Source organism: Arenibacter sp. S6351L (genome assembly GCF_023016025.1).
In the GTDB taxonomy this organism is placed as follows: domain Bacteria; phylum Bacteroidota; class Bacteroidia; order Flavobacteriales; family Flavobacteriaceae; genus Arenibacter; species Arenibacter algicola_B.
On the sequence record NZ_JALKBB010000028.1, the window covers coordinates 1 to 25,235 of the forward strand.

Sequence of the window (25,235 nt, forward strand, 5' to 3'; positions counted from 1 at the left end):
TAGATTGTAATCGCGTTGTGTCCGCTTATTACCTGTAATCTTTGAATGTTTCATAAATAAGTCGATTTTGTGTCAACTTATTTTAGGACGGGACTTCAGTATAAAATTAAAAAGCGGCCTTAATGGCCGCTTTTTTTTTATTTCATTCCTATTGTCTAAATAATTGATCTGTAAAAAATTAATATTTTTATTAAAAACAAAATTTTCACTAATGTCAAAGTTTATTGGCTCCATACTTATTTCTTTGTTTTTCTTGTTTATAATGGGATGTTCCAATGAAGGACCAACTAACACCAATACTCCAGAACCAGATCCTGTCACAGCTATAGACACTATTAAAATTCCAAACAATAACACTCTAGGAACTATTAAATACAGCTCTGAAGTTTACGCTGGATACACCTTATTCACTATCCACAAGAACACCTATTTAATAAACAACTGCGGGCAAGTTATTAATCATTGGATCAGCGATTATGATAGAGGTGGGGCTTATTATTTACTAGAGGACGGTTCTTTGCTTAGAGCAGGGAAATACGACAATCCAAATATCACCTATGGCGGGTTGGGCGGAATAATAGAAAAATTTGATTGGAATGGAGACAAAACGTGGCAATATATCTACACTACCTCCCTATATAGCCAACACCACGGACTTTACCCCATGGAAAATGGCAATATCCTATTATTGGCCGCGACAAGGAAAACATATGAAGAGGCTATTGCAGCAGGCCGGGACCCACAATATATAACCGAAGGTGAATTATATAATGAACAGGTTATAGAAATAGAACCTCAAGGTAATAACGGCGGCAATATTGTTTGGGAATGGAATGCTTGGGATCATTTAATACAAGACCTTGATAGCACCAAAGAAAACTTTGGCAGTATTTCATTAAATCCTCAATTGATCAATATTAATTTTTTAGGGATTTCGACGGGAGAAAAAGATTGGCTTCATTTTAACTCCTTACAATTTAACGAGTCTTTGGATCAAATTATATTAAGTTCACAAAAATTGAATGAAATATATATAATTGACCATTCTACCTCAAAGGAAGAAGCCGCTACAAACAATGGAGGAAGGATGGGCAAAGGAGGAGATATTTTATATAGATGGGGGAATCCCATAGCCTACAATCAAGGTTCGGAAATGAACCAATTATTGTTTGGACAGCACAATGCACAATGGATTGACAAAGGCCTTAAAGATCAAGATAAAATTATATTATTCAATAACGGTACCGGTAGAAACCCCAATCATTCGTCTATTGATATCATTACACCACCCGTTGATTCTTTTGGAAATTACATCTATGATGAAGAATCCTCTTTTGGACCACTACAGCCTGAATGGTCTTATAAAGCACCCAATAAAGGGGATTTCTTTTCCAAAATATTATCCAGTGTACAAAGGTTACCAAACGGCAACACTTTGATTTGTGAGGGAACCAAAGGTAAATTTTTTGAGATTAATCCCAACAATGAAATTGTATGGGAATACATTAATCCGGAAACAAATTCGGGCGAGATATTACATCAAGGCGAAGAACCCATCAGCAATGTATTTATGGCTCTTAAATACAGTGAGAATTTCCCTGGATTTTCAAATAAAAATATTGCACCGGGCGATCCTATAGAGCTTAATTTTAATATTGGGAACTGTAGTCAATAGATTTTCTAATTACAAAAACAAAAAGACATTGTAGGATGTCCTTTTTTTCTACCTTTACCCCATGAAGAACACCGAACAAATTTATGGCATCAGAGCCGTAATAGAAGCCATAAAATCCAATGAACCAATAGACAAGGTTTTTATACAGAAAGGATTAAAGGGAGATCTGTCCAAGGATATGGAAACACTGATCCGCAAAAACGGTATTACCGCTTCCTATGTGCCTATTGAAAAATTAAACCGACTTACCAAGAATAACCATCAGGGCGTTGTGGCCAATATATCCCCAATTACCTTTTTAACCGTGGAAGAATTGGTTGAAAAAACATTGGAGACCAAGACAACACCCCTTTTCCTATTATTGGACCAGCTCTCGGATGTACGGAATTTTGGAGCCATCATAAGAACGGCCGAGTGTACCGGAGTAGACGGAATCATAATTCAGAAAAAAGGAGCTGCCCCGGTTACTGCAGACACCATTAAAACCTCTGCCGGAGCCGCTTTTAGAGTTCCTATTGCCAAAATAGACCACATAAAAGATGCCGTTTTCTATCTACAGGCTTCAGGTATAAAGGTTATTGCCGCCACCGAAAAAACCGAGAACACCATATATGAAGTTTCCTTTAAGGAGCCTTGCGCCATAATCATGGGATCGGAAGATGTCGGCATCTCCCCATCCATTCTAAAGGCCGCGGACCATATGGCGAAACTTCCTTTATTGGGAGAGATAGGTTCCCTTAATGTCTCGGTAGCTTGCGGAGTTTTCCTTTACGAAGCAGTAAGGCAACGGCAAGAAACCTCTTAAGGCGTTAGATTACATAACTTTATCAGAACTTGGCTGTATTCTAATTTCCCATATATATATTACCGAACTCTATATTATCATTCCAATCCCGAATCCTCGGGATTTTTTTTGTAATGATATTTAATTACAATATCATCTTCCTGGGTAGGAGGCCTGCTCTCAATAAAATTCCCATGTTCGTCGAAATGTTTCAAGAATTCATCCTCCTCTTCATTATAATCCTCCTTCTCCCAATCATATTTTTTCAGTTTGGGCAAAGGAGCCTTCATCACAAACGCCAAAAATATACCCGTGAGAAATCCACCTAAATGACCCTCCCAAGAAATACCGTCCTCAACAGGAAAAATATACCACAACAAACTACCATAGATAAAAACTACCATCAAGGATAGGGCAACCAAGCGGTAATGCTTGGATAGAATTCCTTTAAAAAAAATAAAACTCACCAGTACATAAATCAATCCACTTACTCCAATATGATATGATGGCCTTCCTATGAGCCAAGTTATAGCACCCGATAAAAGAATGCCCCACAACAATACTTTAAGGGCTATATTCCTATAGAAATAAGCAAGGGATGCCGTAAGTATGGCAATTGGAATGGTATTATTATAAAGATGTTCTACGGACGAATGTATAAACGGACTAAAGACAATACCTCTAAGTCCCTTTAAGGTCCTTGGATAAATACCAAAATCGTTAAAATTGACCTGAAACCGAATTTCAAACCAATATACGGTCCAGATAGAGAGTACCGCCAACAATGGAAATACCATTACCGAATTGGAAAATTTAAAATAATTGCTCTCTGTCATATCCGAAATATAATTATTTAAGCAATATGCTGACCAAAAATAGAAAATCGGTAAAAATGTCATTCGCTATATTTCATCCACCAAAAATTCCATTTTTAAAGTCACGAAAGAAAACCTCCTTATTGCAACTTTGTTTTATTTTTACATTATGAACGAGCCACTAGCAGAAAGGGTACGCCCCAAAACCTTGGAGGATTATATAAGCCAAAATCATTTGGTGGGAGAAAATGGGTCATTGACCCATCAAATAAAAAAAGGAATCCTGCCATCATTGATTCTATGGGGTCCTCCTGGAACGGGAAAAACCACCTTGGCCAATATTATTGCCCAAGAAAGTGGCCGTCCTTTCTATACCTTGAGTGCCATTAGTAGTGGCGTAAAGGATGTCCGGGAAGTTATAGAAAAGGCCAAGCAAAGCGGAGGCTTGTTCACGACCAAAAACCCTATTCTTTTTATTGATGAAATCCATCGCTTTAGCAAATCGCAGCAGGATTCCCTGTTAGGGGCCGTAGAAAAAGGATGGGTCACCCTAATAGGTGCCACCACGGAAAACCCCAGCTTCGAGGTAATTCCCGCGCTACTTTCCCGCTGTCAGGTTTATATACTAAATCCCTTTGGAAAAGAAGATCTTGAAGCCATGCTCCACAGGGCAATGACAGAGGACAAGTTTTTAAAAACCAAAAAAATAAAACTCAAGGAAACCGAAGCGCTACTGCGTCTCTCTGGGGGTGATGGAAGAAAATTGTTAAACATCTTCGAGCTTATCATCAATTCGGAAGAAACGGATACCGTGACCATTACGGACGATCTGGTATTGAGCAAAATTCAGAAGAACACAGTTCTTTATGATAAAACTGGTGAGCAACATTACGACATTATCTCCGCTTTTATAAAATCGATAAGAGGAAGCGACCCCAATGCGGCGGTATATTGGTTGGCCAGGATGATCGAAGGCGGAGAGGATGTGAAGTTTATTGCTAGGCGCCTACTTATTCTAGCCTCCGAAGACATTGGCAATGCCAACCCTACTGCCCTGGTAATGGCGAATACTACTTTTCAGGCCGTTACTACCATAGGATATCCCGAAGCTAGGATCATATTGAGTCAGTGCGTTATCTATTTGGCCACCTCTGCAAAGAGCAATGCCAGTTATATGGCCATAAACAAGGCCCAGCAAACCGTAAAACAAACAGGGGACCTATCCGTTCCCTTGGCATTGCGAAACGCCCCTACCAAACTAATGAAAGACCTAGGTTACGGGGAAGATTATAAATATGCCCACGACTACGAAAATAATTTTATAGCAGAAGAATTTATGCCCAAGGAAGTAGCCAAAACCAGTTTTTACCGCCCAGGCAATAATCAACGCGAAAATGCCATCAAAGATTTCCTGAAGAAGCGATGGAAAGATAAATATGAACTATAAATGGCCCATGGAAATCTAAGAGAATTTAGAATTTAATATTCAGCTCCTGCCCCATTAATTTATTGCCCTCATAATACTCAAAATACCACTTGTCGCCTTTTTTCAAAACCACACCACTATGCACATCCCCTTCGGCAATATAGAAATTGGCCTGGGAGGTAGCGTACATCCTCAGTGTTATTTTAGGCGTGCTGTCTACCAATTGAAATCCGTTTGTTATGGCCTGGGCATATAATACCGCGGCACCTTCTGTCTTGTAATCTACATTCGGCAAGGCCATGGAAGGCATATTTTCTGCCTTGGTAATATTGGACTGAACCGGTTCCATGCTTTTGTAGGACTGCTCCTCCAAAGTGGCTTTCTGTTGAACTACAGGGTTAGGTAAATTTTGTTTTGGAGCTACACTCGATTTCTCTTCAATTCTTTTAACATCATTTTTAAAGCTTACGGTCGTGGGTGCGGTATCCCCACTAGGCTCATATTTGTACCCGATTCCTGACAAAGATTTAAAACATTCCTTTATTGCCTCTGAATAAGCGGATTTGTAGTCCTTCTCCTTGCTACTACCTTCCACGGTAGTGTAGACCACATTAGATTGACAATCCTTGAGGGTCAAGGTAACCTTGGTAGTAAACATGGACGAGTCATCCTTAAGATTCAAAAGCAGACCAAGACACCTATTGGCCAACAGATCCGCGGGCATGTCATTGTCATAAACTGCTGTAAAGCCATTTTCGACAAGATTATATTTGATCATTGTACTGGTCTGATACTGATTTTCATTTTTAAAGGCTTCAAACTTGGTTGGCACTATAATATACTTGTATTTGTTTAATTCGGCCTGTGACATGCCAAAAAAGCCACACATTAAAATAAGGGGTAAAAAAAAGTTTTTCATCATTTCAAATTTCATTGTTAGTGTTGATAATGCCGCCCGGTGCTCCTTGAATTTCATTTTGGACAAAATAAAAGGCACCACCATCCTTTTGTGATCTATTCACGGGCGTAAATTTTTAGACATAAATAATAATGAGAGCAAAAACTAAACCAATATGACTTTTGGAAATTAAAAGCCCTAAATATTGTTCCTTACAAAGGAACATTTAAATACATTAATGTTGGTTGTATAGTTCTAATATTATTTCTTCCCCCAAGATATAATATTTAATCCTAATTGAAAAGAGGAGTAGTGACTATCCGCCAGGTTCTTATAGGCCAATAGGTTGTCCGCCATAACATAGATATTTACCGGGCCGGCCTGTAGATTAAGCCCCAATCCAATATTGGTCCATGAAAATTTATCTACAGTATAGGTTGTTTTCAGTGCCAAAGCCCTTCCAAATCTTCGTAAATAAAAGGCGGTAAGTGCGGCTTGTGGCCCTCTGGGCCTGTTGATCATGTACAATTGTCCACCAACACCATTGGCGTATTTGGTGTAATCCCTTCTTTTGGACACCATATAATTACAATCGCAATCCATATTGTTATTAGAGGGTTCTCCCCAGTTATAACGTATGGAACCATACAGTTTGGTAGGCCTAAAGTAAATATAGCTATTATTATTGGTGCCGTGAGGAACCAAAGCATCCACCTCATCCATCAAATCTTGCCAAAAATCGGCATTGGAGTTTGAAAATGCATCCGGTAAAATAACTTCTATTCCTTCCACTGTGGCATTGCCCTTTATGGTGTAGTTTTTAACGTCGGTGGAACTATATATGAACCCCAAGTCCAACAAACTTCCGGTTATTACAGTTTGCTTGTTAAGTTTATACGTAAATCCCAGATCGATTCCAAATCCCAAATCTCCCCCAAAAAACAGTCTTCTAGTTAAAATTCCAGGTAAAAGAGAACTATCATTGTCCAGAGCATCCTCAATTTCATTAAGACCGGAGGACCTTAATTCCAGGTCGGCATCAATGGTATTGGCCAAGAGGTTATTTTGCCCCTCATCGGTTACAAAATAGCCGTTGTTTTTAGTGGATGAAAAATTAAAGGCACTAGAATATATTTTAGCTCTTCCGCCAAGGGTCAGGGCCCCATCCACTCTTTTGTTTATTCCGAAATGAAACACATTGAGCATCTCCCCACGTGTTTTTAAATGCCCAAGATCAAATTTTCTACCCAATTGGTCCGCATTGCCCTCAAAGGCCAAAATAGCATAATCCTTAAACCAATAACCTATAGCATCACCTTCGTTATAAATCCCGAAAGAATAAAAGTTATCCCGATTACGGCCGCGAAAACCTCCATTCAATAATTCCACCTGATAAGTACCGCTAAGCTCATCACGGATACTCATACCATATATGGCCCGTTCCCTGACCTTAACGTTAAAGTCCACTCCGTCGTCTGCAAACAGATCATTTACCGTAAGTCCACTACTACCTGCCTGAAAAGAAATTCCTGACAATACCGGGATTCCGGCATACCATTGAAAGTCCGTTGACATTCCGGGATTAATCATTAAGGCTTGGGGGATTTCTGTAAAATCGTACAGTATTTGCTTGTTCTGGGCAGTAATAAAGATACAACCCAGTAACCAAAATAATAAGACGAGTTTAACTTGCCTCATTTTAAACGAAGTCTGAATTTTCCGCTGGACCTAAATATAATTTTTGGATCCGGGAGGTTGGATACACTACTATTATCTCCTAAATTAAGAACACTTACCTTTATACTTGAAGTGTTTTTTATGATTTCTATGCTTCGTCCAGTACCAGTACCATAGGCCACTTGCAATTGCACAAGGGGCGTTGGAGCCGGGTCAATATGAAAATATTGGGTATCCAAGGTATTCCCCCCTTCATCCAAAAACTCAACCGTGGCCTCCATTTCCTTACTGGTAGTATTCTCAATTTCATAAAATATAAAGCCATCCAAAACCCGGTCCGAGAAGGCATCTGCACTAAAGCCGTCAAAATTAAAATCCTGGGAATAAAAATCCTGTCCGGGAATTTCATTTAACAGTCTTTCAGGCGATTCTATATACAATATACTGGCCTCTACGGTAGGAATAATTTCCAAATCATCATATTGATCGAAGTTTTGCCTTTCTATACAAGAATAGAGCGCAAGCAAAATAATGGCGGGAAGCAATATTTTATTTTTCATACCAAACTTTCCAAGAACAACTACTGGTACCGCGTTGTTATAGTGTTACTCAAGAATATAACTCTATAAATAAGATTTTATTTCACTTAAATCGTGAATCATGTCGCAATATTCGTGCTTTGGCTCATTATTAGCGTTAAAATGAAGGGTATGCAGCCCTACTGACTTTGCTCCCAAAATATCTGCCTCCAAACTATCACCGATCATCAAGGATTTATGGGGCGGCACTTTGGCCTTTTCAAGTGCCAATCTAAAGATAATTGGGTTGGGTTTTTTAACACCGGCCATTTCTGAATTAATTATATGCTCAAAATAATTGTGAATATTGGAGCCCTGCAATTTTTTATGCTGTATTTCCTGAAAGCCGTTAGTGATGATATGCAATTTATAATTGGGCTTCAAATAGTCCAAAACCTCTGTTGCATTGGGAAAAAGATGGTTGTACGAAGACAAATGCTCAATATATTGATCAGATAAAACATCAATTAATTCATTGGAAATGGAATGCCCGAGTGTATCAAAGGTGATTTTCAATCTTTGGAACCTCAATTCATTTTTGGTTATTTTCCCTTCACGATAAAGCTTCCAAAATTCAAAATTTATGGGGATATATACTTTCAAAAAATCGTTGAGATCAACACTGACGGAGTTCTCCGCGAGTATTTTTTGAAATGTAAGGGCCGAGTTTTTTTCAAAATCCCATAGGGTATGATCCAGATCAAAAAAAACATCCGTAACAAGGTTCTTAAACATTTACACGTTTTAAAATACTACTATATAATTTCTTCCAATTCAATTTACTTTCACCCCCAATTAATTCATTTGAAAAAACAGTTATAAACTTTCCGTTTACCTTTTTAGTTTCCAAATAAAGCCTTTCCACTGCGGAAAATGCCTCCGTCCTATTCCTGTATTTCAACAAGCCGTAATCGTGCACCGCAAAAGGATGTATCTTAATGGGCTGTTGAACCTCCAAGGGAATATCATAAAAATAAAAAGGCGTACAGGTACCCGCCCTAAATCCAATTTCATGGGTATATCCCATGGTATAATCGTCCGTAAATCCTGCTTCGATCAAATTCCTATAGGTTTCGGGAATGTCCACCCTATTATAGCGCATACGGGAGCTACTTACAGGTCTGTTGATTACATTGGCAAGATTTTTTTTCTCTTCCTTAAGCAGGGCTATATCATTAAAGGAGCTATAGGAACAGGACAAAGAAACCTTATCGTAGTCCGCCACAGATTTAATGAGATGCTTAAATTTATTATTGTTGGGGGACACGTTTTTGTCGTAAGTGGAATATTCCGCAAATTGGAAAAAGAACATGCCCTTTACCTTGTTATTCTTATGCAGTTCTATTAGCTCAAAAAAATTGTCATAGGGATCTTTTTTTAGATTGAACCATACCGAAACCCTATCGAAAACCCTACGAATCTTGAGCGAAGCCAAATCGAAAAGAAATCCTGACATACCCCGGACAAAACCTCTATGGGCAAAACAATGGGAACTGGAAACATCTATGATGGAGGTATAATTATAATTTCTTGGCTTGTATTTAAGATCCTTGAATTTTTCCTTTAGTGCGGACAATAACTTTTGGGCCCAAATGTCTACTAAGGGTTTTTCTAGAAAATCGTGCTCAAAGGCCAAACTGTCCTTGGGTGAAAACCTCCCATGCATGTCCTTTACGTGGGGCAAATACTCTTCGTACCTACTCAACATATAAAAACTTGCAGAAAAAATATCATAAGGCAGATTGCTTCTATCCCCAGTTGCAAAAAAACAAGGTGTACCCTCCCAATCGGCTATATAGATCTGTATGTCGTTAATACCTTGTTCAAACAACAGGTCGTTGCTCCGTACAAAGAATTCGTTCTGCAAAGGTTGTTTGGTGTATGTTATCTTTGGCCCGGTATGTTTAATAAAATCCTCTACTTTGGTAGTGTAGGTAACCTCTATTCCCAAAATAGTTGTGAATATATGCCGCATAATATAACTGAAGCGATGTGTAATTTTATGGGTATATATGAGCAACATAACTTTTTACTTATTTCTTTTAAAGAAGTCCTGCATTTTTAATTTCGGTAGTCTCAGCCCAAAACCATAGATTCCAAGCTCCATTTTAAAGGATATTTTCATCTGCAAAACTAAAGTATTCTTTTTGTGTGATGATAATATGGTCCAAAACTTTTATATCCAAGGCCTCTGCCGCTATTTTTAGTTTTCTTGTAATTTGCTTATCGGCCTCACTTGGCCTTAAAGTACCTGAAGGGTGGTTATGTGCCAAAATCAATCCTACCGCACCTAATTCCAATGCTTGTTTTAAAACCAAGCGGACATCTACCAATGTCCCTGTAATACCTCCCTTGCTAAGTTGCCCCGCGTGCAGCACGGCGTTGGAATTATTCAGAAAAACTATCCAAAATTCCTCATGTGGCAGCTCTCCCATTTTAGGCTGCAAAAGTTCAAAGACATTTTTACTGCTATTGATTTTCGTTATTTTTTGAGCCTCTTCTCCCCTGCGTCTTCTCCCTATTTCCAGGGCAGCAGCAATAGAAACGGCCTTGGCCTCCCCTATGCCCTTAAACTGCATTAGCTGTTTAATGGACAATTTTCCCAATTCGTTCAGGTTGTTATTTACCGAGGCCAAAATACGTTTTGAAAGCTCAACGGCACTTTCATTGCGACTTCCAGAGCCAATTAGTATGGCTATCAGTTCTGCATCGGAAAGAACAGATTTCCCTTTTTGCACCAATTTCTCTCGAGGCTTATCATCATCGGACCAATTTTTAATAGAGAAAGAAGATGGCTTTTGTTGCATAACCTAAAGATAAGAATCTTATGGTTTTATCATAATTACAAAATCAAATATTACGACTGGTCTGCAACATAATTTCATGAATAAAAAAGCCCATCTGCCATTCTGATAAAAATGGCCGATGGGCTTTTATGATTAGGTAAAATTTTAGATTTTAGAAATCCCTATACGGCGCGTCCAAGAACTTATTGGCCTCAGGTTCCGAAAATCTGGCGGTGGCGTTATCCCAATGCAATGTCTTATTTGGAAAACGCCCTGCAATAACCCCCAACAATATAGTTTCGGTAAGTCGTGCCGAATATTCAAAGGGAGCCGAGGTTTCGGCTTTACCCAAACAGGCATCTACAAACTGATGGTAATGCTTATTTCCTTCGGAATCATAGTCCCTAACCGGTTCGCCTATGGCCTCTTGATCCTTAATTATGGACAAATCCAGTTCCTGATATTTACCATCTACAATAAGTCTGGGCAATTCCATAAAATGTGGCAACAAAAGTCTCCCTTTTTCTCCGACAAACATTGCTCCTTGACCAGGTAGTTTCTCATTATTAGGCAACTTCAAGTCTTTATGTTTCCCAGGTGCCCCTTTGCCATCATACCAGATCCACTTTAAGGTATCGGCCGTATATTCGGTTCCGGGAAAGGTATAAGTAACAGTGTTTTTTTCAGGAAATCCAAATCCTGTAGGTTTTCTGCATTGGTTCTTTATAGTCATGGGCACGTCCAATTTAAGGGCGTTGTATGGGGTGTCAAAAATATGCACACCCATATCTCCCAAGGTACCACAACCATAGTCCAGTAATTTTCTCCAATTGGCCGGATGGTAATACCCCTCCTTATAAGGTCTTTCGGCAGATGTCCCCAACCACAGATTCCAATCCAAATTTTCAGGCACCGGATCTGATCCTTGCGGCTCCGGGCCATCAAAGCCCCAGTTCTTGGGAGACCACGCCCTAACAGTGCTTACCTTCCCAATAATTCCAGATTGGATCAATAAGGTGGCTAATTTATAATCGTAGAAAGAATGTACCTGAATTCCCATTTGGGTTACCAAGTTTTTTTCTTTTGCCATTTTGCGCATCGCTCTGGCTTCCACCACGTGATGGGTAAGGGGTTTTTGACAATATACCGGTTTTCCGATCTCCATGGCCATCATGGAAGCGGGAGCATGGGTATGATCCGGGGTCGAGACGATTACCGCATCTATATCGCTCTTCATTTCTTTGAGCATCACCCTATAATCCTTGTAGACTACAGCATTGGGGTGCAATTTTTTGGCCTCTGCCAATGCCTTGGAATCTACATCGCAAAGTGCTACTACATCCACCAATTCATGTGAAGATATGGACGCAAGGTCTGCCCCTCCCATATTACTAACGCCGATATGGGCAGTTCGTAGACGTCCATTTTTGGACAATGCCCAAACGGAGGATGGCAGCAGTGCCGTTAAACCCAAGGCTGCGGTACTTTTTAAAAAGTCTCTTTTTTTCATAAGTAAGTTTTTTATTGTTTTTAACGGTCAAACCAAACCGACAGAATTAAGTTCTATAATTTTCTAATTTTTATATTTCTGAACCAAATGGGACTTGAGTGATCCTGAAAACCGATATACCCAGACTTGAACTTACCATAATTTTCCTCATCCTTCCATTTCCCAGAATTCTTTCTTTCATACCAATCCTTGGACCAAGGCACAAAAGATAGTACTTTTTTCCCATTGAGCCAGTGCTCTACTTGCTCTGGTGTAAATACTATTTTAGAAGAGTTCCACTCTCCAACAGGATTCAATATTTTTTGCTCGGGATCGGCCACATGCATGGCATAATCCGAGGCGGTTTGCTGTAAGGGTTGAAGTGCCGCAGGATTTTCGGTATGTCCAAGGCTAAGGTTGTATGCCGTAAGATCGTGGATTTTTGCGTAATTTTCATCATCGATCAACTGGTATTCCGGGGAAATATTTGGCGGCCCGGCATTGGGGATACCTTCCTTTAGATGGTAAAAAATACCACTATTACCCCCTTCGGGCAATTTCCATTCCACATAAAGTTCAAAATTATCAAACTCTTCCAAACCATAGATTATATCCTTTCCTCCGGTATAATCCTGCTCTAGCCCCAATTCGGTATCAAACGTCAATACACTGTCCTTTACGACCCAGCCCGGAGGCAAGGTATCCCCATTGTATGCTCTCCATCCTTTAGTAGTTACTCCATCGAACAAGTATATCCAATTTTCGGCTTCTACTGCAGTTTCAGCTTTAGCTTCGGGTTTGGTGTCGGTTTTAGTTTTGCAGGAAGATAGTACCAATGCAACGGAAAAAAAGGCAATTAGTAGTTTCATGTATTTATTATTTCAGGAGAATTTATTAGGTCATGAAGATAAAAAAAAATTACAAGAGACCTAAGATAGCGCAGTGTAATTTAAACCGTTTTCAACTCCTGCAACAAATTCTCCATATCCAATGGCTTGGTAAACATGGTCAAGGATCCGTCCTGCTCATAGGTCCATAGGCTTTTTGGGCGGTCCCAATACAATTCCACCCCATTTTTGTCGGGGTCGTCCAAATAAATAGCTTCCGAAACACCATGGTCACTGGCCCCGGTCAATGGATATTCTTCCCTAAGCAAGCGTAGATATATTTTTGCAAAATCCTTTCTTGTAGGGTATAAAATTGCTGTATGAAACAAGCCCACACTATTGGCAGATGCAGGAGGAAGCCCTCTACTATGCCAGGTATTTAAACCAATATGATGGTGATATCCACCGGCCGAAATAAAGGCGGCTTGGTTTCCGTACATGGTGGTTACTTTAAAGCCCAATAGATTACAATAAAAATCCAAGGACCGTTCCAAGTCTGCTACCTTTAAATGTACATGCCCTATTCGGGCCTGTGCTGGAATAGTATATTTATTGTCCATTAGAGGAGTACATTAGACGTAAATTTCAATTTGTTATTACTGCCCAGCAATTTCGTTCACCAATGACCGTGGATATGATCAATATTTATAAATTCTTGCGGCGTAGGCTTTAGTGGTATCAATTGGATAAATAGTCATGGGATAGTTGCCAGAAGGCCTAACAACGGGCATTTCTACCGTCTTTTTCTCTGAATTAATTTTAGTGGACCTCTTATGGTCCTTTAAACCAATAAGCCCATCCTTAAAATTGAATCCAAAAACAATAGAATCCTTTATCCCAATTCCCTTTTTTCCAAATGCATTGGCCTCATGCTTGCTCCAATCCTTTACCAATATATCGTTATTGGCATTTTCATCTGGGGACGATATGGCGCGTTGTTGGGCATTGAGACTACTACTACCTATAAAAAATAATACCAAACATAAAAAGATGAAATATTTCATTTTATACTTTTTGTGGGCATAACACAAGAGTAATTCTTTAAAACTCCTCGCAATGAATACCCTTTTCCAATTGTTTCCTTAAGGCGGTTACCATACTTTTCAATTCCTCGGGTTCCTTGCCGTACTCAAAGGTCACCTTGGACTTCTTGCCGGAAAAATTTTCAATCTCCAACCACTCTGCCCCTCCATCTGCACAATCCGGACATCCCAAGATTTCAGGCAAAGAATTAAATTCATTTAAATCTACTGTTTTTTTAAGAGAGTCCCAACTCAATTGGGTCATGTTTTCTGTACACTTAATAGGTTCTACCTGATTATTCCAACCCGAACGGGAATAGATTACCGTACCCGACTTTAACAACATCTCGTTCTTACAATAGCCCACGCACATACCAAAGGATGTGCCATAACCCAACTGTTTGATATCTGAAGGATTTACTTCATTTTTTTCGCAAGAAAGCAATAGGCCGATTATAAATAAAAGAAATGCGCTCTTTTTCATTGGTTACCTCTGTTAAAAATTAAGCTTGTTCCAAAGAATTCCCTTTGGAGACGTATCGCCAATTAAAATACTGATGGTAAGATGTTTATAATGATATTTGGTTGCGTAAATTATTTAAGGTCTATTAGAAACCCATTAATTGGATCATGCTTAATAGTTCAATGAAATCGACCAAAGGGATTCATGAATACCTTCTTCTTTCATTTTCTTTGCTTGTCCAAAGAAAACGAAACAAAAGAAAAGACACTTCTTCACTATGTGGTCCCTAAAATCTCGAGATTTTAAGGACCGATACCATGGCCTAAATTATTTCCAAGGCTTCAATAATTCTTTACGGCCATGACATCTCCACCACGGAAGAAGACCGACCCAACAACAAACTTCAAAGGCAATTTATGGTGGTATTCGATAAAAAACAATGATCTATCGACACTATTGGATAAATGTAACAAAGGAACGGCCTATTTTCAATTTCGTCTTAAATCAAGTGGTTTTCGCATTGGATGGCGGAAGCCGTCCATAGAGCATTTCACCCAAGTGAAAGCGGCCTGGGCGGTGCGGCCGTGGAAAGTGCGTAGATTTAAAGAAATTTAAAATCAGCCTAGCGTTTTTTGGTTCGTTTTTTGGGCGATGCAAAAAATGAACAGGACACGAATACTGCGATAATTTATATTATCTTTTTCTAACTTACACCCATTTTGAGGATGACCCCATTAATTTTCAAGGCTATCCAAATTGAATAAAAAGGTATCAAATAACAGGAACAAATACCATATATCAATATCGGAAACTTATTAAATTTACTTGGGTCCTTATTAGTACACTCAATCAGAAATACTAGGGAGTAAAGGTCCAAAGGAAAATTACTTTCCATTCAATTTGGGCATATCGGCCAAAAGTGCTTTGAGCCCATCCCTATTAAGAAAAATAAAGCCAAAAATTAAAAGGACAAAAATTGGATTGATCAAAAAGAAGCCAACTTGAAACTTTAGATAGACATAATATATATCGATCAAGCTAAACAATCCAGCTAATAAGGTTGCGCCAAAAGCAAATAAATAAATCTTCTTATCCACAAAGTAAAAAAATGATGCAACACTTAACCATCCAATCCCTATGTACAATGCTCCATCAAGTTCAATATCCACAAATAAATTCATACCTATGGAAATAAGAACCAAAATTATAGCCAACAACAAAGGAATTATATCTTTTTTCATTGATGATTTTTTTCAATTTAATTTCTCCTTTTGGATTCTACGAAATAACCAATCTACTCTTCCTAATTTGTCCCCAGTGTTAAATATCGGCATTTTAAGACTAACAATTTAGTAGAAAATCAGTTTTTCTCCATCTTCAAAATTTTACTGTATAAACGAATCAATCCTAATTATATTGAGTAATCTACCAGGGTTTTGCTCAAATGCGGTTATGCAACAACCTCTCCGATCAAAAGCCCTATTACCTCCTCCAAGGTATCCAATACCCCAGGGTTGGTACAGTTGATTAGAATGGAGAAAACCATATCCTGTTCCGGATACACATAAAATACGGCATAGCCCCCTACCCCATTGCCCACATGGCCATAATAGGTCCTTCCCAACTTATCCTGGGCAACCTGCCAACCTAGACCATAGTAAGTTGGAGTTCCATCTATAATCCCAGAAGTAAGGAATTGGGACTGAATCCTATTCTCCCGAAACTTGGAATCCAAATATACCTGTCCGAAAAGTGCAATATCCGCTGAAGTGGACAAATATCCCCCTCCGGCCAATTTGTAAGTATTGTTTACGGGGATAGCCTTCCTGAACCCCAACCTGCCCCTTGAATAAAAAGTGGTACAGTTGGGAGGGAGTTTCCCAGGAACTTCGGGGAGTGTATTTTTTAACCCATAAGGATTTAATATTTTTTCCCGAACATAATCAGCAAAGGGGATACCACTCACCTCCTGCATGGCCATGGAAATCAGCACCCAATCAAAACTGGTATACTGAAAGCCTTTACCCGGCTCAAAAAGAAGATCGTCATCCTGAAAAAGGGCCAAAGCTTCCTTATTGGTCATTGGCTTGTTCAATCCATATTCCCCGCCACGATAACCTCTAATTCCGGCAGTATGTCCTGCCAACTGACGCAGCGTAATGTCTACCTCCTTTTTTGGAAAGTACGGAACATACTTATAAATGGAAGCGTCCAAATCCAATTGCCCTTCCTCTACCATGGTGGCCAAAGCAGCCGCTGCTATGGGCTTGGATACACTGGCTATTCTAAAGATCGTATTTTGTGGATCTATGGGCGACTGTTGTTCTACATCCGCATATCCATATCCTTTCTCAAAGTACACTTCATTATTTTTGCGCACGGTAATCGCAAGACCCGGAACCTGCTGGTCATCTATAAGCTTTTGTAAGATTTGATCCGCTTGGATCTTGCCCAATAATTCCTTATCCCCTCCTATGACCCGTTGGGAGGCAAATAAATTCTTCAGGTATTTTATAATAGGATTCATCGGCGAAATAGTATGCTGCTTATAAATTATCGGAAATAGAAATTGGACCGCGACTGTAGCCTTTGGGTGCTAGTCAATAAAAATAAGTTCCCCTTTATACAATTGCTCCACCTCTACTGTGGCCGGTCTATTAAAACTTACCACATCACCGGTACCGCGCAAGGTCCCCTTTAGCGATTGCTGTGGGCTTATACGTATATCATTGGAACCTCTATGATTAAAACTAACGTTTTCCGCTATTAAAGCCTCGGCCTCCAAACGGGAATCCCCTGAAGCAAAAACAATATTAAAATTAGTTGTTTTGCCCCTTAAATTATAGAACGAAATTCCATTGGAAACAATGGTTAAACCTTGGGTGTCCAATTCCATATTGAACTCCCCACTGGTATAGCCGGCATCAGGGTCATTAAAACTTTCAGAAACAAGATTTAAACTAGGATAAGCCAATACGCCATCACTTAAAATATCCAGTCCAGTGCTACTTCTTATCTCCGTAATATTGGGAGCCGTAACATATACTTTGGTAAGTCCGTATTTTCGGGTAAAATTACAATCATTGGTATCGCGCAACAACAATCGGTCATCCACAACCTTCACCTCAACTTCGCTCCGTAAATATTCCCCAGTTTCCACTTCTACCTTTAATGGGCTTCCGTGTCTAAGGGTCAATTGTACATTCTCATAGACCGTAATCGTGGTAAAATTAGGCACTTCCACAATTTCCCTGTTAATATCCCCGGCATTTTGAAAGCAATCAGGGGCATTTTCACTGTTACAATTCCATAACAAGAACATTACCAACACAAGTATACCCCACCTTGAAACAACTCGAAAACTGTTTCTCCACCTATATTTTATCATCAAAATGAAATAGTTCATCTTATTAAATCTTTATAACCTACTGTTACCAAATTCCGTCAAATTGTGTTAGCCTATAGCCGCACCCCTACTCCGAATTCCACGGCTTCGGCTTTTGCCCCATGGGATTTTAAAGTTATAGCGCCGTATACCTTGTCCGAAAAATATCGTTTTAGGCCAATTCTATTGTAAACCTTGCCTTCAAAATCGAAAGGATAATATACATAATAGCCCAACTGGGCAATAACGGACATTTTATTGATGAAGAGTTCATGGCCCAAAAACAATCCAACACGCTTATAATCGTCATCAGCTTGCACGCCATATTCCGGGAAGGCTACCGACTGATAGCGAATAAGTTCTTTTAAAAAGTTGGAAAAATAAACATCTGCACCAAACTGCAGCGCACTTTTTCTAGTAAAGCGTTTGTCCATATAAGCCGAAAAAATGTAAAAAGCATATTGACCGGAGTCCACCACATCACTCTCATTAATGCCTGACCTAAAGGCGAGATTAAGTTTAATAGGCTCTGAAACCTTCAATTTTTCGGTTCTAATATATTCCCGTTCCTGGCCACCATCCAGATCATAGGTCAATCCCACATTTAAGGCCATGGTATTGGTAGAGGTATTGGGTGCGGTAACGTTGGCATTGGAGTAATGTACTAAAGAAATCCCTGCCGTAAGCCCTAAGCCCTTAAATAAATTCTCTTTGTGATAGTTGAACATTAAATAGGTAGAACTCAAAAAGTGGGAGCCATAGGCGTTGTTCCTGAAATTTTCATTCTTATCAAAGGGATTGGTGTTATAGGCTATACCCTGCCCCAACCTAAATTGAAGGTTTCTTCTAAAAAAATAAAAATTATAATGGGCATATAGTCCAAAATTCTCTCCCAAAGTACTGTTGTTCATATTCTGATAAACGAACGAAAAACCAGTATCCGGATAATTGTAGAGTTGCTGCCATTCCTCGTCCCCATAAGTCTTCCTATTATATCCCAAGATAATACCACCGGGATGATTGGTGATCAAATGTGAAATATCCGGATTGTGCAAGAGTACAGAACCATAGTATTGGCTAACATCCAAGGTATATCTCTTGGTTTCTTGCCGGTTTTGTGAAAAGCAAAAAGCTGTCGACAGACAGCTTAAAAGAAATAGCTTTAGTTTCATGGGGAGCAAATGTAATGAAAAATTAAAAATAGGCGTTTCTAAAACTTGGCAATACTAAATACCTTCCTTGAACTCCTGAAATTAATTCAATGCAGAACCTATTCCAATCCGTTTCACAGCCCTTGTAACCTTGAACAAACCTTAAAACAACTCTTTGGCAATGGCCTCAATATTATCGGATTTTCCCATAGAATAATAGTGCAGTACAGGAACCCCTGCCGCTTTCAGCTCCTTGGATTGCTGAATGGCCCACTCTATACCTACCTGTCTCACATCCGCGTTAGTGGAACAATCCTCAACAGCGTCTATCAAGTCCTGTGGCAGATCTATTTTAAAGACCTGTGGCAATAATTGTAAATGTCGCTTTACGGCAATAGGCTTAATCCCTGGAATAATGGGTACGTTGATTCCCATTTTCTTCGCAGCTTCCACAAACTCGAAAAATTTCTGATTATCAAAAAACATTTGTGTAACTACATAATCGGCCCCAGCCTCCACCTTTTCCTGTAATCGTTTTAAATCCGTAATTAAGGATGGTGCTTCCAGATGCTTTTCAGGATACCCAGCTACGCCGATACAAAAATCGGCACTATGTACCGTCTCCACCTTGTCATGTAAATAATTTCCGTGATTTAAGGCGTAGATCTGTTTCACCAGCTCGGAGGCGTAAGCATGTCCACCCTTGGTAGGATTAAAATACTGTTCCTCTTTCCTTGCATCCCCACGAAGGGCCATTACATTTTGGATACCCAAATATTGACAATCTACCAACACATATTCGGTTTCCTCCTTGGTGAAACCACCACAAAGCACATGTGGAACGGTATCTACACCGTATTTGTGTTGTATAGAGGCGCAGATACCCACAGTTCCGGGTCTCATACGGGTCAATCTTTTATCCAACAACCCGTCCCTATCTATGTACACGTACTCCTCCCGAGAAGTAGTAACATCAATGAAGGGCGGCTTAAACTCCATTAAGGGATCAATATTATCATATAATTCCTGTATACTTCTTCCTTTGACCGGTGGTATGATCTCGAAGGAAAACAATGTCTTCCCGTCCGCTTTTTTTATGTGTTCCGTTACTTTCATAATTTCTCCCTCTTTCCTCTTCCAAAGAAAAGGCCTATTAGCGATTATATTATTTATTGCCCTATACAAGGGCTATTCTTAATTCTTATTTTCAATTTTTTTTGCGACCTGGACCTAGACCAAGACCTGCAAGGTTTTCAAAACCTTGTAGGTCTCATTGACAAAAATAATCATCCTCAATATTTCGCAGAAAACCTCATCCAGACCTACAAGGTTTTGAAAACCTTGCAGGTCGCTGAAAAAATCTTGCAGGTCCCTGTCCTTAATCATCCGCAATATTAGGTGCCAACCATCGCGTGGCCTCCTCCATAGGAATTCCTTTCCTTGCTGCAAAATCGGCCACTTGGTCCTCCTTTATTTTGCCTACTCCAAAATAACGCGCTTCCTTATTGCCAAAATAGTATCCACTTACACTGGCAGCTGGCCACATGGCCAAACTATCTGTCAACTCTACCCCGATCTTTTCCTTCACCTCCATTAATTCCCACAACGTCAACTTTTCCAAATGGTCTGGACAGGCCGGATAACCCGGAGCAGGCCTAATTCCTATATAGGACTCCTTGATCAGCTCTTCATTACTTAAGCCTTCATTAGCTGCGTATCCCCAATGGTTGATCCTTACCTCCTTGTGCAAATATTCCGCAAAGGCCTCCGCAAAACGGTCTGCGAGTGCCTTGACCATTATACTGTTATAGTCATCCAAATTTTTACGATAACCGTCTGCCAATTCATCCGTACCAAAGCCTGTTGACACGCAAAAACAACCAATATAATCCTGCAGACCACTTTCTTTGGGGGCAATAAAGTCTGACAGCGCAAAATTAGGTTTCCCCACATATTTTTTGGCCTGTTGCCTTAAAGTCCTAAAAACAAACTCCTCCCCATTGTGGGTAAGGGCTATATCATCATCATTAATGGTATTGGCAGGAAACAGTCCGAAAATAGCCTTTGCTTGGAAAAGTTTACCATCCAAAATCTTCTTCATCATTGCCTTGGCATCCGCAAAAAGCTCGGTTGCCTGTTTGCCCACTACCTCGTCTTCCAAAATATCCGGATACTTGCCATGCAGCTCCCAACTTCTAAAGAAAGGGGACCAATCTATGTAAGGCTCCAATTCCCTGAGGTCAAAATCCTCGATCATTTGGATACCCAATGTCTTTGGCTTTACAATTTCTGCCTTTGACCAATCCAACTGATATTTATTTTTTCTTGCCGCCTCAAGGGTTAAATACTCCTTATGTTTGCCCCTATTCAGGAATTTTTGTCTAAAGTCGGCATAGTCCAATTTAATGTTTTCCTTATACCTATTGGAGGATTCCTTTTGTAGAAGGTCGCCCACCACTGTAACTGCCCTGGAAGCATCATTTACGTGTACCACGGCACTCTTATACTGCGGGTCTATTTTAACGGCAGTATGTGCCTTACTGGTAGTAGCACCACCGATAAGCAAGGGAACCGTAAAATTTTGCCGTTCCATTTCCTTGGCCAAAAAGACCATTTCATCCAAGGAAGGGGTAATAAGTCCGCTCAGACCTATAATATCCACATTTTCTTCCTTGGCAGCATTAATAATCTTCTCAGGGGGGACCATTACTCCCAAATCTACGATCTCGTAGTTATTACAGGCAAGGACCACACTTACAATATTTTTTCCTATATCGTGAACGTCGCCTTTTACGGTCGCCATTAGTATTTTACCGGCAGACGAGCTGCCTCCTTCCGGCTGGGGATTTTTAAGTTTTTCCTCCTCTATAAACGGCAAGAGATAAGCCACTGCTTTTTTCATAACCCTGGCCGATTTTACCACTTGGGGCAAGAACATCTTACCACTTTGAAAAAGATCGCCCACCACGTTCATTCCGGTCATCAAATGCCCTTCGATAACTTCTATTGGGGCTTTCACACTTAAACGGGCCTCTTCAACATCCTCTACAACATATTGATCTATTCCCTTGACCAAGGCGCGGGTAATTCTATTTTGCAAGGGTTCTTCCCTCCAAGAAAGGTCTACCTTATTTTCCTTCTCCTTACCAATTACGGTTTCTGCAAATTCCAATAATCGCTCCGTGGCATCTTCCCTTCGGTTCAGGATTACATCCTCTACATGTTCCAAAAGGTCCTTTGGAATATCATCATAAACCTCCAGCATACTAGGGTTTACAATTCCCATATTCATACCCGCCTTTATGGCGTGATAAAGAAACACGGAGTGCATTGCCTCCCGTACGGGATTATTCCCCCTAAAACTAAAGGACACATTACTCACCCCTCCACTTACACTACAAAAAGGCAGATTTTCTTTTACCCACGCGGTAGCCTTTATAAAATCGAGCGCATTTAACTTATGCTCATCCATTCCCGTGGCCACGGGAAAAATATTAAGATCAAAAATAATATCCTCCGGGGGGAACCCTACCTTATTCACCAAAATATCATAAGAGCGTTTGGTGATTTCCAATCGCCTTTCGTAGTTATCGGCCTGCCCTACTTCATCAAAGGCCATAACAATGACGGCAGCACCGTATCGCCTGATTAATTTTGCGTGGTGTATAAACTCTTTCTCCCCTTCTTTAAGGCTTATAGAATTTACTACACATTTTCCTTGAACAACCTGTAGACCTGCCTCAATAATATCCCATTTGGAGCTATCGATCATGATAGGGACCCGGGCAATATCCGGTTCGGCTACAATAAGGTTCAAGAACTTTACCATAACCTCCTTGCCATCAATAAGGCCATCGTCCATATTAACATCAATGATCTGAGCTCCGCCTTCCACCTGTTCACGAGCTATATCCAGGGCCTCTTCAAACTTCTCCTCCTTGATCAATCTCAAGAATTTTTTGGAACCGGCCACATTGGTACGTTCCCCCACATTTACAAAATTGCTTTCTGGAGTTATCACCAAAGGTTCCAAACCTGAGAGTTTTAAAAACCGCTTAGTACTATGTTGTTCCTTATCCGTAGTATTGCTCATTATTTATGTATTGACCTCAATATTAAAAACACTGTACAGCATCCTTAAAATGGCAAATTTGATAGTTCTACATTACCTCCCGAGAGGATGATTCCTATTTTTTTATTCCTAAACTTCTCTTTCTCTTTCAACAAGGCCGCAAACGGTACTGCACTGGATGGCTCTATTACCAACTTCATCCGCTCCCAAATTAATTTCATGGCACTGATAATTTCATCCTCCTCCACTCTAATTATGTCAGACACCAATTCCATAATAATGGGTAAATTTATATCCCCTAAGTTAGTTTTAAGTCCGTCGGCAATAGTGTTTACTGATATATTGTACTCTATTTTTCCACTCTTAAAAGTCCTATAGGCATCATCCACTTCCATGGGCTCACCACCTACAACCCTGCAATTGTCCCCTAAATAATGGGCTGCCAAGGCTGTACCTGCAATAAGTCCACCACCACCTACCGGGCTCATAATATATTCCAAATTGGGCTGGTCCTGTAATAATTCCAATGCCGCTGTACCTTGCCCCACAATCACATTAAGATCATTGGATGGATGTAAAAAAACAGCTCCTTTTTCCACAACAATGGTTGCTGCCGATTTTTCCCTGGCTTCCAAGGTAGGCTCCGTTATGGTTACCAACCCTCCGTAAGCTTTCACCGCGTCTATTTTTACGGCCGGGGCACTGGATGGCATTACTATATAGGCATCCACCCCCAAATTCTTAGCTGCCAAGGCCAAGGCCTGACCAAAATTTCCTGAGGAATGGGTTACCACTCCTGCTTTTTTCTGAGAATCACTCAATTGCTGAATGGCATTGATAGCTCCCCGCATTTTAAAAGCACCCATTTTTTGGAGGTTCTCACATTTAAAAAAAACCTCCGCCCCGGCTAATTCATTCAGCAAACGGGAGGTGAGCACCGGTGTTCTATGAACAAAGGGTTCTACCCTTTTTCCCGCCTCAAGAACAATCTGCCTGCTAGGTATCATTGTGTATGCGCTTCTAAGGTATTTAAGATTCTAGGGGAATAATCCTTAACCACATCGGCCATTGCCTTTATATGTTCGGGAGTGGTACCGCAACATCCGCCAACTATATTTACCAAGCCTTTTTCGGCATATTCCTTGATCTGTGCAGCCATTTCCTCAGGTGTTTCGTCATATTCCCCAAAAGCATTAGGCAATCCCGCATTAGGGTGGGCAGAAACCGCATGCTCCGTTTTACTGGAGAGCACCTCCAAATGGGGCACTAATTGGCTAGCTCCCAAAGCACAATTGAACCCTACGGACAATATGGGTATATGGCTTATGGATATCAAAAAGGCTTCAGCGGTTTGGCCGGAAAGGGTCCTACCCGAAGCATCGGTTATGGTGCCGCTCACCATAATGGGAACATCTATATTTCGTTCTTCCTTTACCTCTTCAATGGCAAATAATGCTGCCTTGGCATTTAAGGTATCAAAAATAGTCTCTACCAATAACATATCCACACCTCCGTCCAAGAGGGCTTCCACCTGTTGCTTGTAAGCAAGCCGTAGCTCTTCAAAGGAAACTCCCCTAAAACCGGGATCGTTCACATCTGGCGACATACTGGCCGTTTTATTGGTAGGACCAATACTCCCAGCAACAAAACGCGGCTTATTTGGTTCATTGGCAGTAAATTCATCGGCGACAGCCTTGGCTATTTTAGCCGACTCATAATTTAATTCGTAGACCAAATCTTCCATATGATAGTCTGCCATAGCTATGGTAGTACCGGAAAAAGTATTGGTTTCAACAATATCGGCTCCCGCTGCAAAATACAATCGGTGTACCTCCGCTATAGCTTCCGGCTGGGTAAGGGACAACAGGTCATTATTTCCCTGTAAGGGGTGTTCCCAATCCTTAAATCGTTCTCCTCTAAAATCTTCCTCCGTAAACTTATGTCGTTGAAGCATGGTCCCCATGGCACCATCCAACACCAAAATCCTTTCCTTTAGTACGTCTTGAATCTTCTTCATATTACTTTTCAAAAATGTTTGCTCGCCTTAGACCAAACAAAGATACCATCACATAAGGCCCCAAACTATTTGGGACCACAAAATTAGAAAATTGACACCCGAAAAACAAA

The 25,235-nt window shown here is 40.2% G+C and carries 24 protein-coding genes; 3 read left to right on the plus strand and 21 right to left on the minus strand.

What is annotated here, in order from left to right:
- Nucleotides 1-211 precede the first annotated feature (211 nt).
- The gene (locus MWU82_RS19090) at nucleotides 212-1,675 is read left to right on the plus strand and encodes an aryl-sulfate sulfotransferase (RefSeq protein ID WP_247097593.1); all 1,464 of its coding nucleotides are present in this window, start codon (nucleotides 212-214) and stop codon (nucleotides 1,673-1,675) included.
- Between the two features lie 61 nt (nucleotides 1,676-1,736).
- The gene (rlmB, locus tag MWU82_RS19095; protein WP_247097594.1) at nucleotides 1,737-2,480 is read left to right on the plus strand and encodes a 23S rRNA (guanosine(2251)-2'-O)-methyltransferase RlmB; all 744 of its coding nucleotides are present in this window, start codon (nucleotides 1,737-1,739) and stop codon (nucleotides 2,478-2,480) included.
- Between the two features lie 77 nt (nucleotides 2,481-2,557).
- Here rlmB and MWU82_RS19100 read toward each other — a convergent pair whose 3' ends face one another.
- Complete coding sequence (locus tag MWU82_RS19100; RefSeq protein ID WP_247097595.1) at nucleotides 2,558-3,295, minus strand: rhomboid family intramembrane serine protease; 738 nt, start codon at nucleotides 3,293-3,295, stop codon at nucleotides 2,558-2,560.
- A 148-nt stretch (nucleotides 3,296-3,443) separates the two neighbouring features.
- Between MWU82_RS19100 and MWU82_RS19105 the strand changes: the two genes are divergently transcribed.
- On the plus strand, nucleotides 3,444-4,721 hold the full coding sequence (locus MWU82_RS19105; RefSeq protein WP_247097596.1) for a replication-associated recombination protein A: 1,278 nt from the start codon (nucleotides 3,444-3,446) through the stop codon (nucleotides 4,719-4,721).
- A gap of 25 nt (nucleotides 4,722-4,746) precedes the next feature.
- On the opposite strand, the gene MWU82_RS19110 is transcribed toward MWU82_RS19105, so the two are convergent.
- The 20 genes from MWU82_RS19110 to MWU82_RS19205 all read right to left on the minus strand — a co-directional run bounded on the left by MWU82_RS19110 (nucleotide 4,747) and on the right by MWU82_RS19205 (nucleotide 25,125).
- Nucleotides 4,747-5,676 (minus strand): hypothetical protein, encoded by a 930-nt coding sequence (locus MWU82_RS19110; protein WP_247097597.1) that lies wholly within the window; start codon nucleotides 5,674-5,676, stop codon nucleotides 4,747-4,749.
- A 183-nt stretch (nucleotides 5,677-5,859) separates the two neighbouring features.
- Nucleotides 5,860-7,296, minus strand: coding sequence for a DUF5723 family protein (locus MWU82_RS19115; protein ID WP_247097598.1), 1,437 nt, complete (start codon nucleotides 7,294-7,296; stop codon nucleotides 5,860-5,862).
- Entirely contained in the window at nucleotides 7,293-7,835 is a 543-nt protein-coding gene (locus MWU82_RS19120) for a hypothetical protein (RefSeq protein ID WP_215946061.1), read from the minus strand. The genes MWU82_RS19115 and MWU82_RS19120 overlap by 4 nt, the downstream gene beginning before the upstream one ends.
- A 63-nt stretch (nucleotides 7,836-7,898) precedes the next feature.
- Nucleotides 7,899-8,588, minus strand: coding sequence for a YjjG family noncanonical pyrimidine nucleotidase (locus MWU82_RS19125; protein WP_247097599.1), 690 nt, complete (start codon nucleotides 8,586-8,588; stop codon nucleotides 7,899-7,901).
- On the minus strand, nucleotides 8,581-9,876 hold the full coding sequence (locus MWU82_RS19130; protein WP_247097600.1) for a polysaccharide deacetylase family protein: 1,296 nt from the start codon (nucleotides 9,874-9,876) through the stop codon (nucleotides 8,581-8,583). The genes MWU82_RS19125 and MWU82_RS19130 overlap by 8 nt, the downstream gene beginning before the upstream one ends.
- Nucleotides 9,877-9,961: 85 nt before the next feature.
- The gene (gene radC, locus MWU82_RS19135; RefSeq protein WP_215946064.1) at nucleotides 9,962-10,660 is read right to left on the minus strand and encodes a DNA repair protein RadC; all 699 of its coding nucleotides are present in this window, start codon (nucleotides 10,658-10,660) and stop codon (nucleotides 9,962-9,964) included.
- A 151-nt stretch (nucleotides 10,661-10,811) separates the two neighbouring features.
- Entirely contained in the window at nucleotides 10,812-12,149 is a 1,338-nt protein-coding gene (locus MWU82_RS19140) for a Gfo/Idh/MocA family oxidoreductase (protein ID WP_215946065.1), read from the minus strand.
- A gap of 53 nt (nucleotides 12,150-12,202) precedes the next feature.
- Nucleotides 12,203-12,997 (minus strand): DUF1080 domain-containing protein, encoded by a 795-nt coding sequence (locus tag MWU82_RS19145; RefSeq protein WP_215946066.1) that lies wholly within the window; start codon nucleotides 12,995-12,997, stop codon nucleotides 12,203-12,205.
- Between the two features lie 80 nt (nucleotides 12,998-13,077).
- Nucleotides 13,078-13,575 (minus strand): VOC family protein, encoded by a 498-nt coding sequence (locus tag MWU82_RS19150; RefSeq protein WP_247097601.1) that lies wholly within the window; start codon nucleotides 13,573-13,575, stop codon nucleotides 13,078-13,080.
- Nucleotides 13,576-13,653: 78 nt separating this feature from the next.
- Nucleotides 13,654-14,019, minus strand: coding sequence for a hypothetical protein (locus MWU82_RS19155; protein WP_215946068.1), 366 nt, complete (start codon nucleotides 14,017-14,019; stop codon nucleotides 13,654-13,656).
- 37 nt (nucleotides 14,020-14,056) lie between these two features.
- Nucleotides 14,057-14,521, minus strand: coding sequence for a hypothetical protein (locus MWU82_RS19160; RefSeq protein ID WP_215946069.1), 465 nt, complete (start codon nucleotides 14,519-14,521; stop codon nucleotides 14,057-14,059).
- 863 nt (nucleotides 14,522-15,384) lie between these two features.
- On the minus strand, nucleotides 15,385-15,741 hold the full coding sequence (locus MWU82_RS19165; RefSeq protein WP_215946070.1) for a hypothetical protein: 357 nt from the start codon (nucleotides 15,739-15,741) through the stop codon (nucleotides 15,385-15,387).
- Between the two features lie 209 nt (nucleotides 15,742-15,950).
- Nucleotides 15,951-17,027: a serine hydrolase domain-containing protein gene (locus MWU82_RS19170; protein ID WP_247097602.1), complete on the minus strand. Its 1,077-nt coding sequence runs from the start codon at nucleotides 17,025-17,027 to the stop codon at nucleotides 15,951-15,953.
- A 69-nt stretch (nucleotides 17,028-17,096) separates the two neighbouring features.
- Nucleotides 17,097-17,906 carry a head GIN domain-containing protein gene (locus MWU82_RS19175; protein ID WP_247097603.1) on the minus strand — a complete coding sequence of 270 codons (810 nt, stop codon included), beginning with the start codon at nucleotides 17,904-17,906 and terminating at the stop codon, nucleotides 17,097-17,099.
- Nucleotides 17,907-17,959: 53 nt separating this feature from the next.
- Nucleotides 17,960-19,057 carry an acyloxyacyl hydrolase gene (locus tag MWU82_RS19180; protein ID WP_215946072.1) on the minus strand — a complete coding sequence of 366 codons (1,098 nt, stop codon included), beginning with the start codon at nucleotides 19,055-19,057 and terminating at the stop codon, nucleotides 17,960-17,962.
- 141 nt (nucleotides 19,058-19,198) lie between these two features.
- Nucleotides 19,199-20,152, minus strand: coding sequence for a methylenetetrahydrofolate reductase [NAD(P)H] (gene metF / locus MWU82_RS19185; RefSeq protein WP_215946073.1), 954 nt, complete (start codon nucleotides 20,150-20,152; stop codon nucleotides 19,199-19,201).
- A 114-nt stretch (nucleotides 20,153-20,266) separates the two neighbouring features.
- Complete coding sequence (locus tag MWU82_RS19190) at nucleotides 20,267-20,422, minus strand: hypothetical protein (protein ID WP_247097604.1); 156 nt, start codon at nucleotides 20,420-20,422, stop codon at nucleotides 20,267-20,269.
- On the minus strand, nucleotides 20,415-23,129 hold the full coding sequence (metH, locus tag MWU82_RS19195) for a methionine synthase (RefSeq protein WP_247097605.1): 2,715 nt from the start codon (nucleotides 23,127-23,129) through the stop codon (nucleotides 20,415-20,417). Before metH ends, MWU82_RS19190 begins: the two co-directional genes overlap by 8 nt.
- Nucleotides 23,130-23,173: 44 nt before the next feature.
- A complete protein-coding gene (locus tag MWU82_RS19200) occupies nucleotides 23,174-24,115 on the minus strand; it encodes a pyridoxal-phosphate dependent enzyme (protein WP_247097606.1) in 942 nt (313 codons plus the stop codon).
- Complete coding sequence (locus MWU82_RS19205; protein WP_247097607.1) at nucleotides 24,112-25,125, minus strand: homocysteine S-methyltransferase family protein; 1,014 nt, start codon at nucleotides 25,123-25,125, stop codon at nucleotides 24,112-24,114. Before MWU82_RS19205 ends, MWU82_RS19200 begins: the two co-directional genes overlap by 4 nt.
- Nucleotides 25,126-25,235 lie beyond the last annotated feature (110 nt).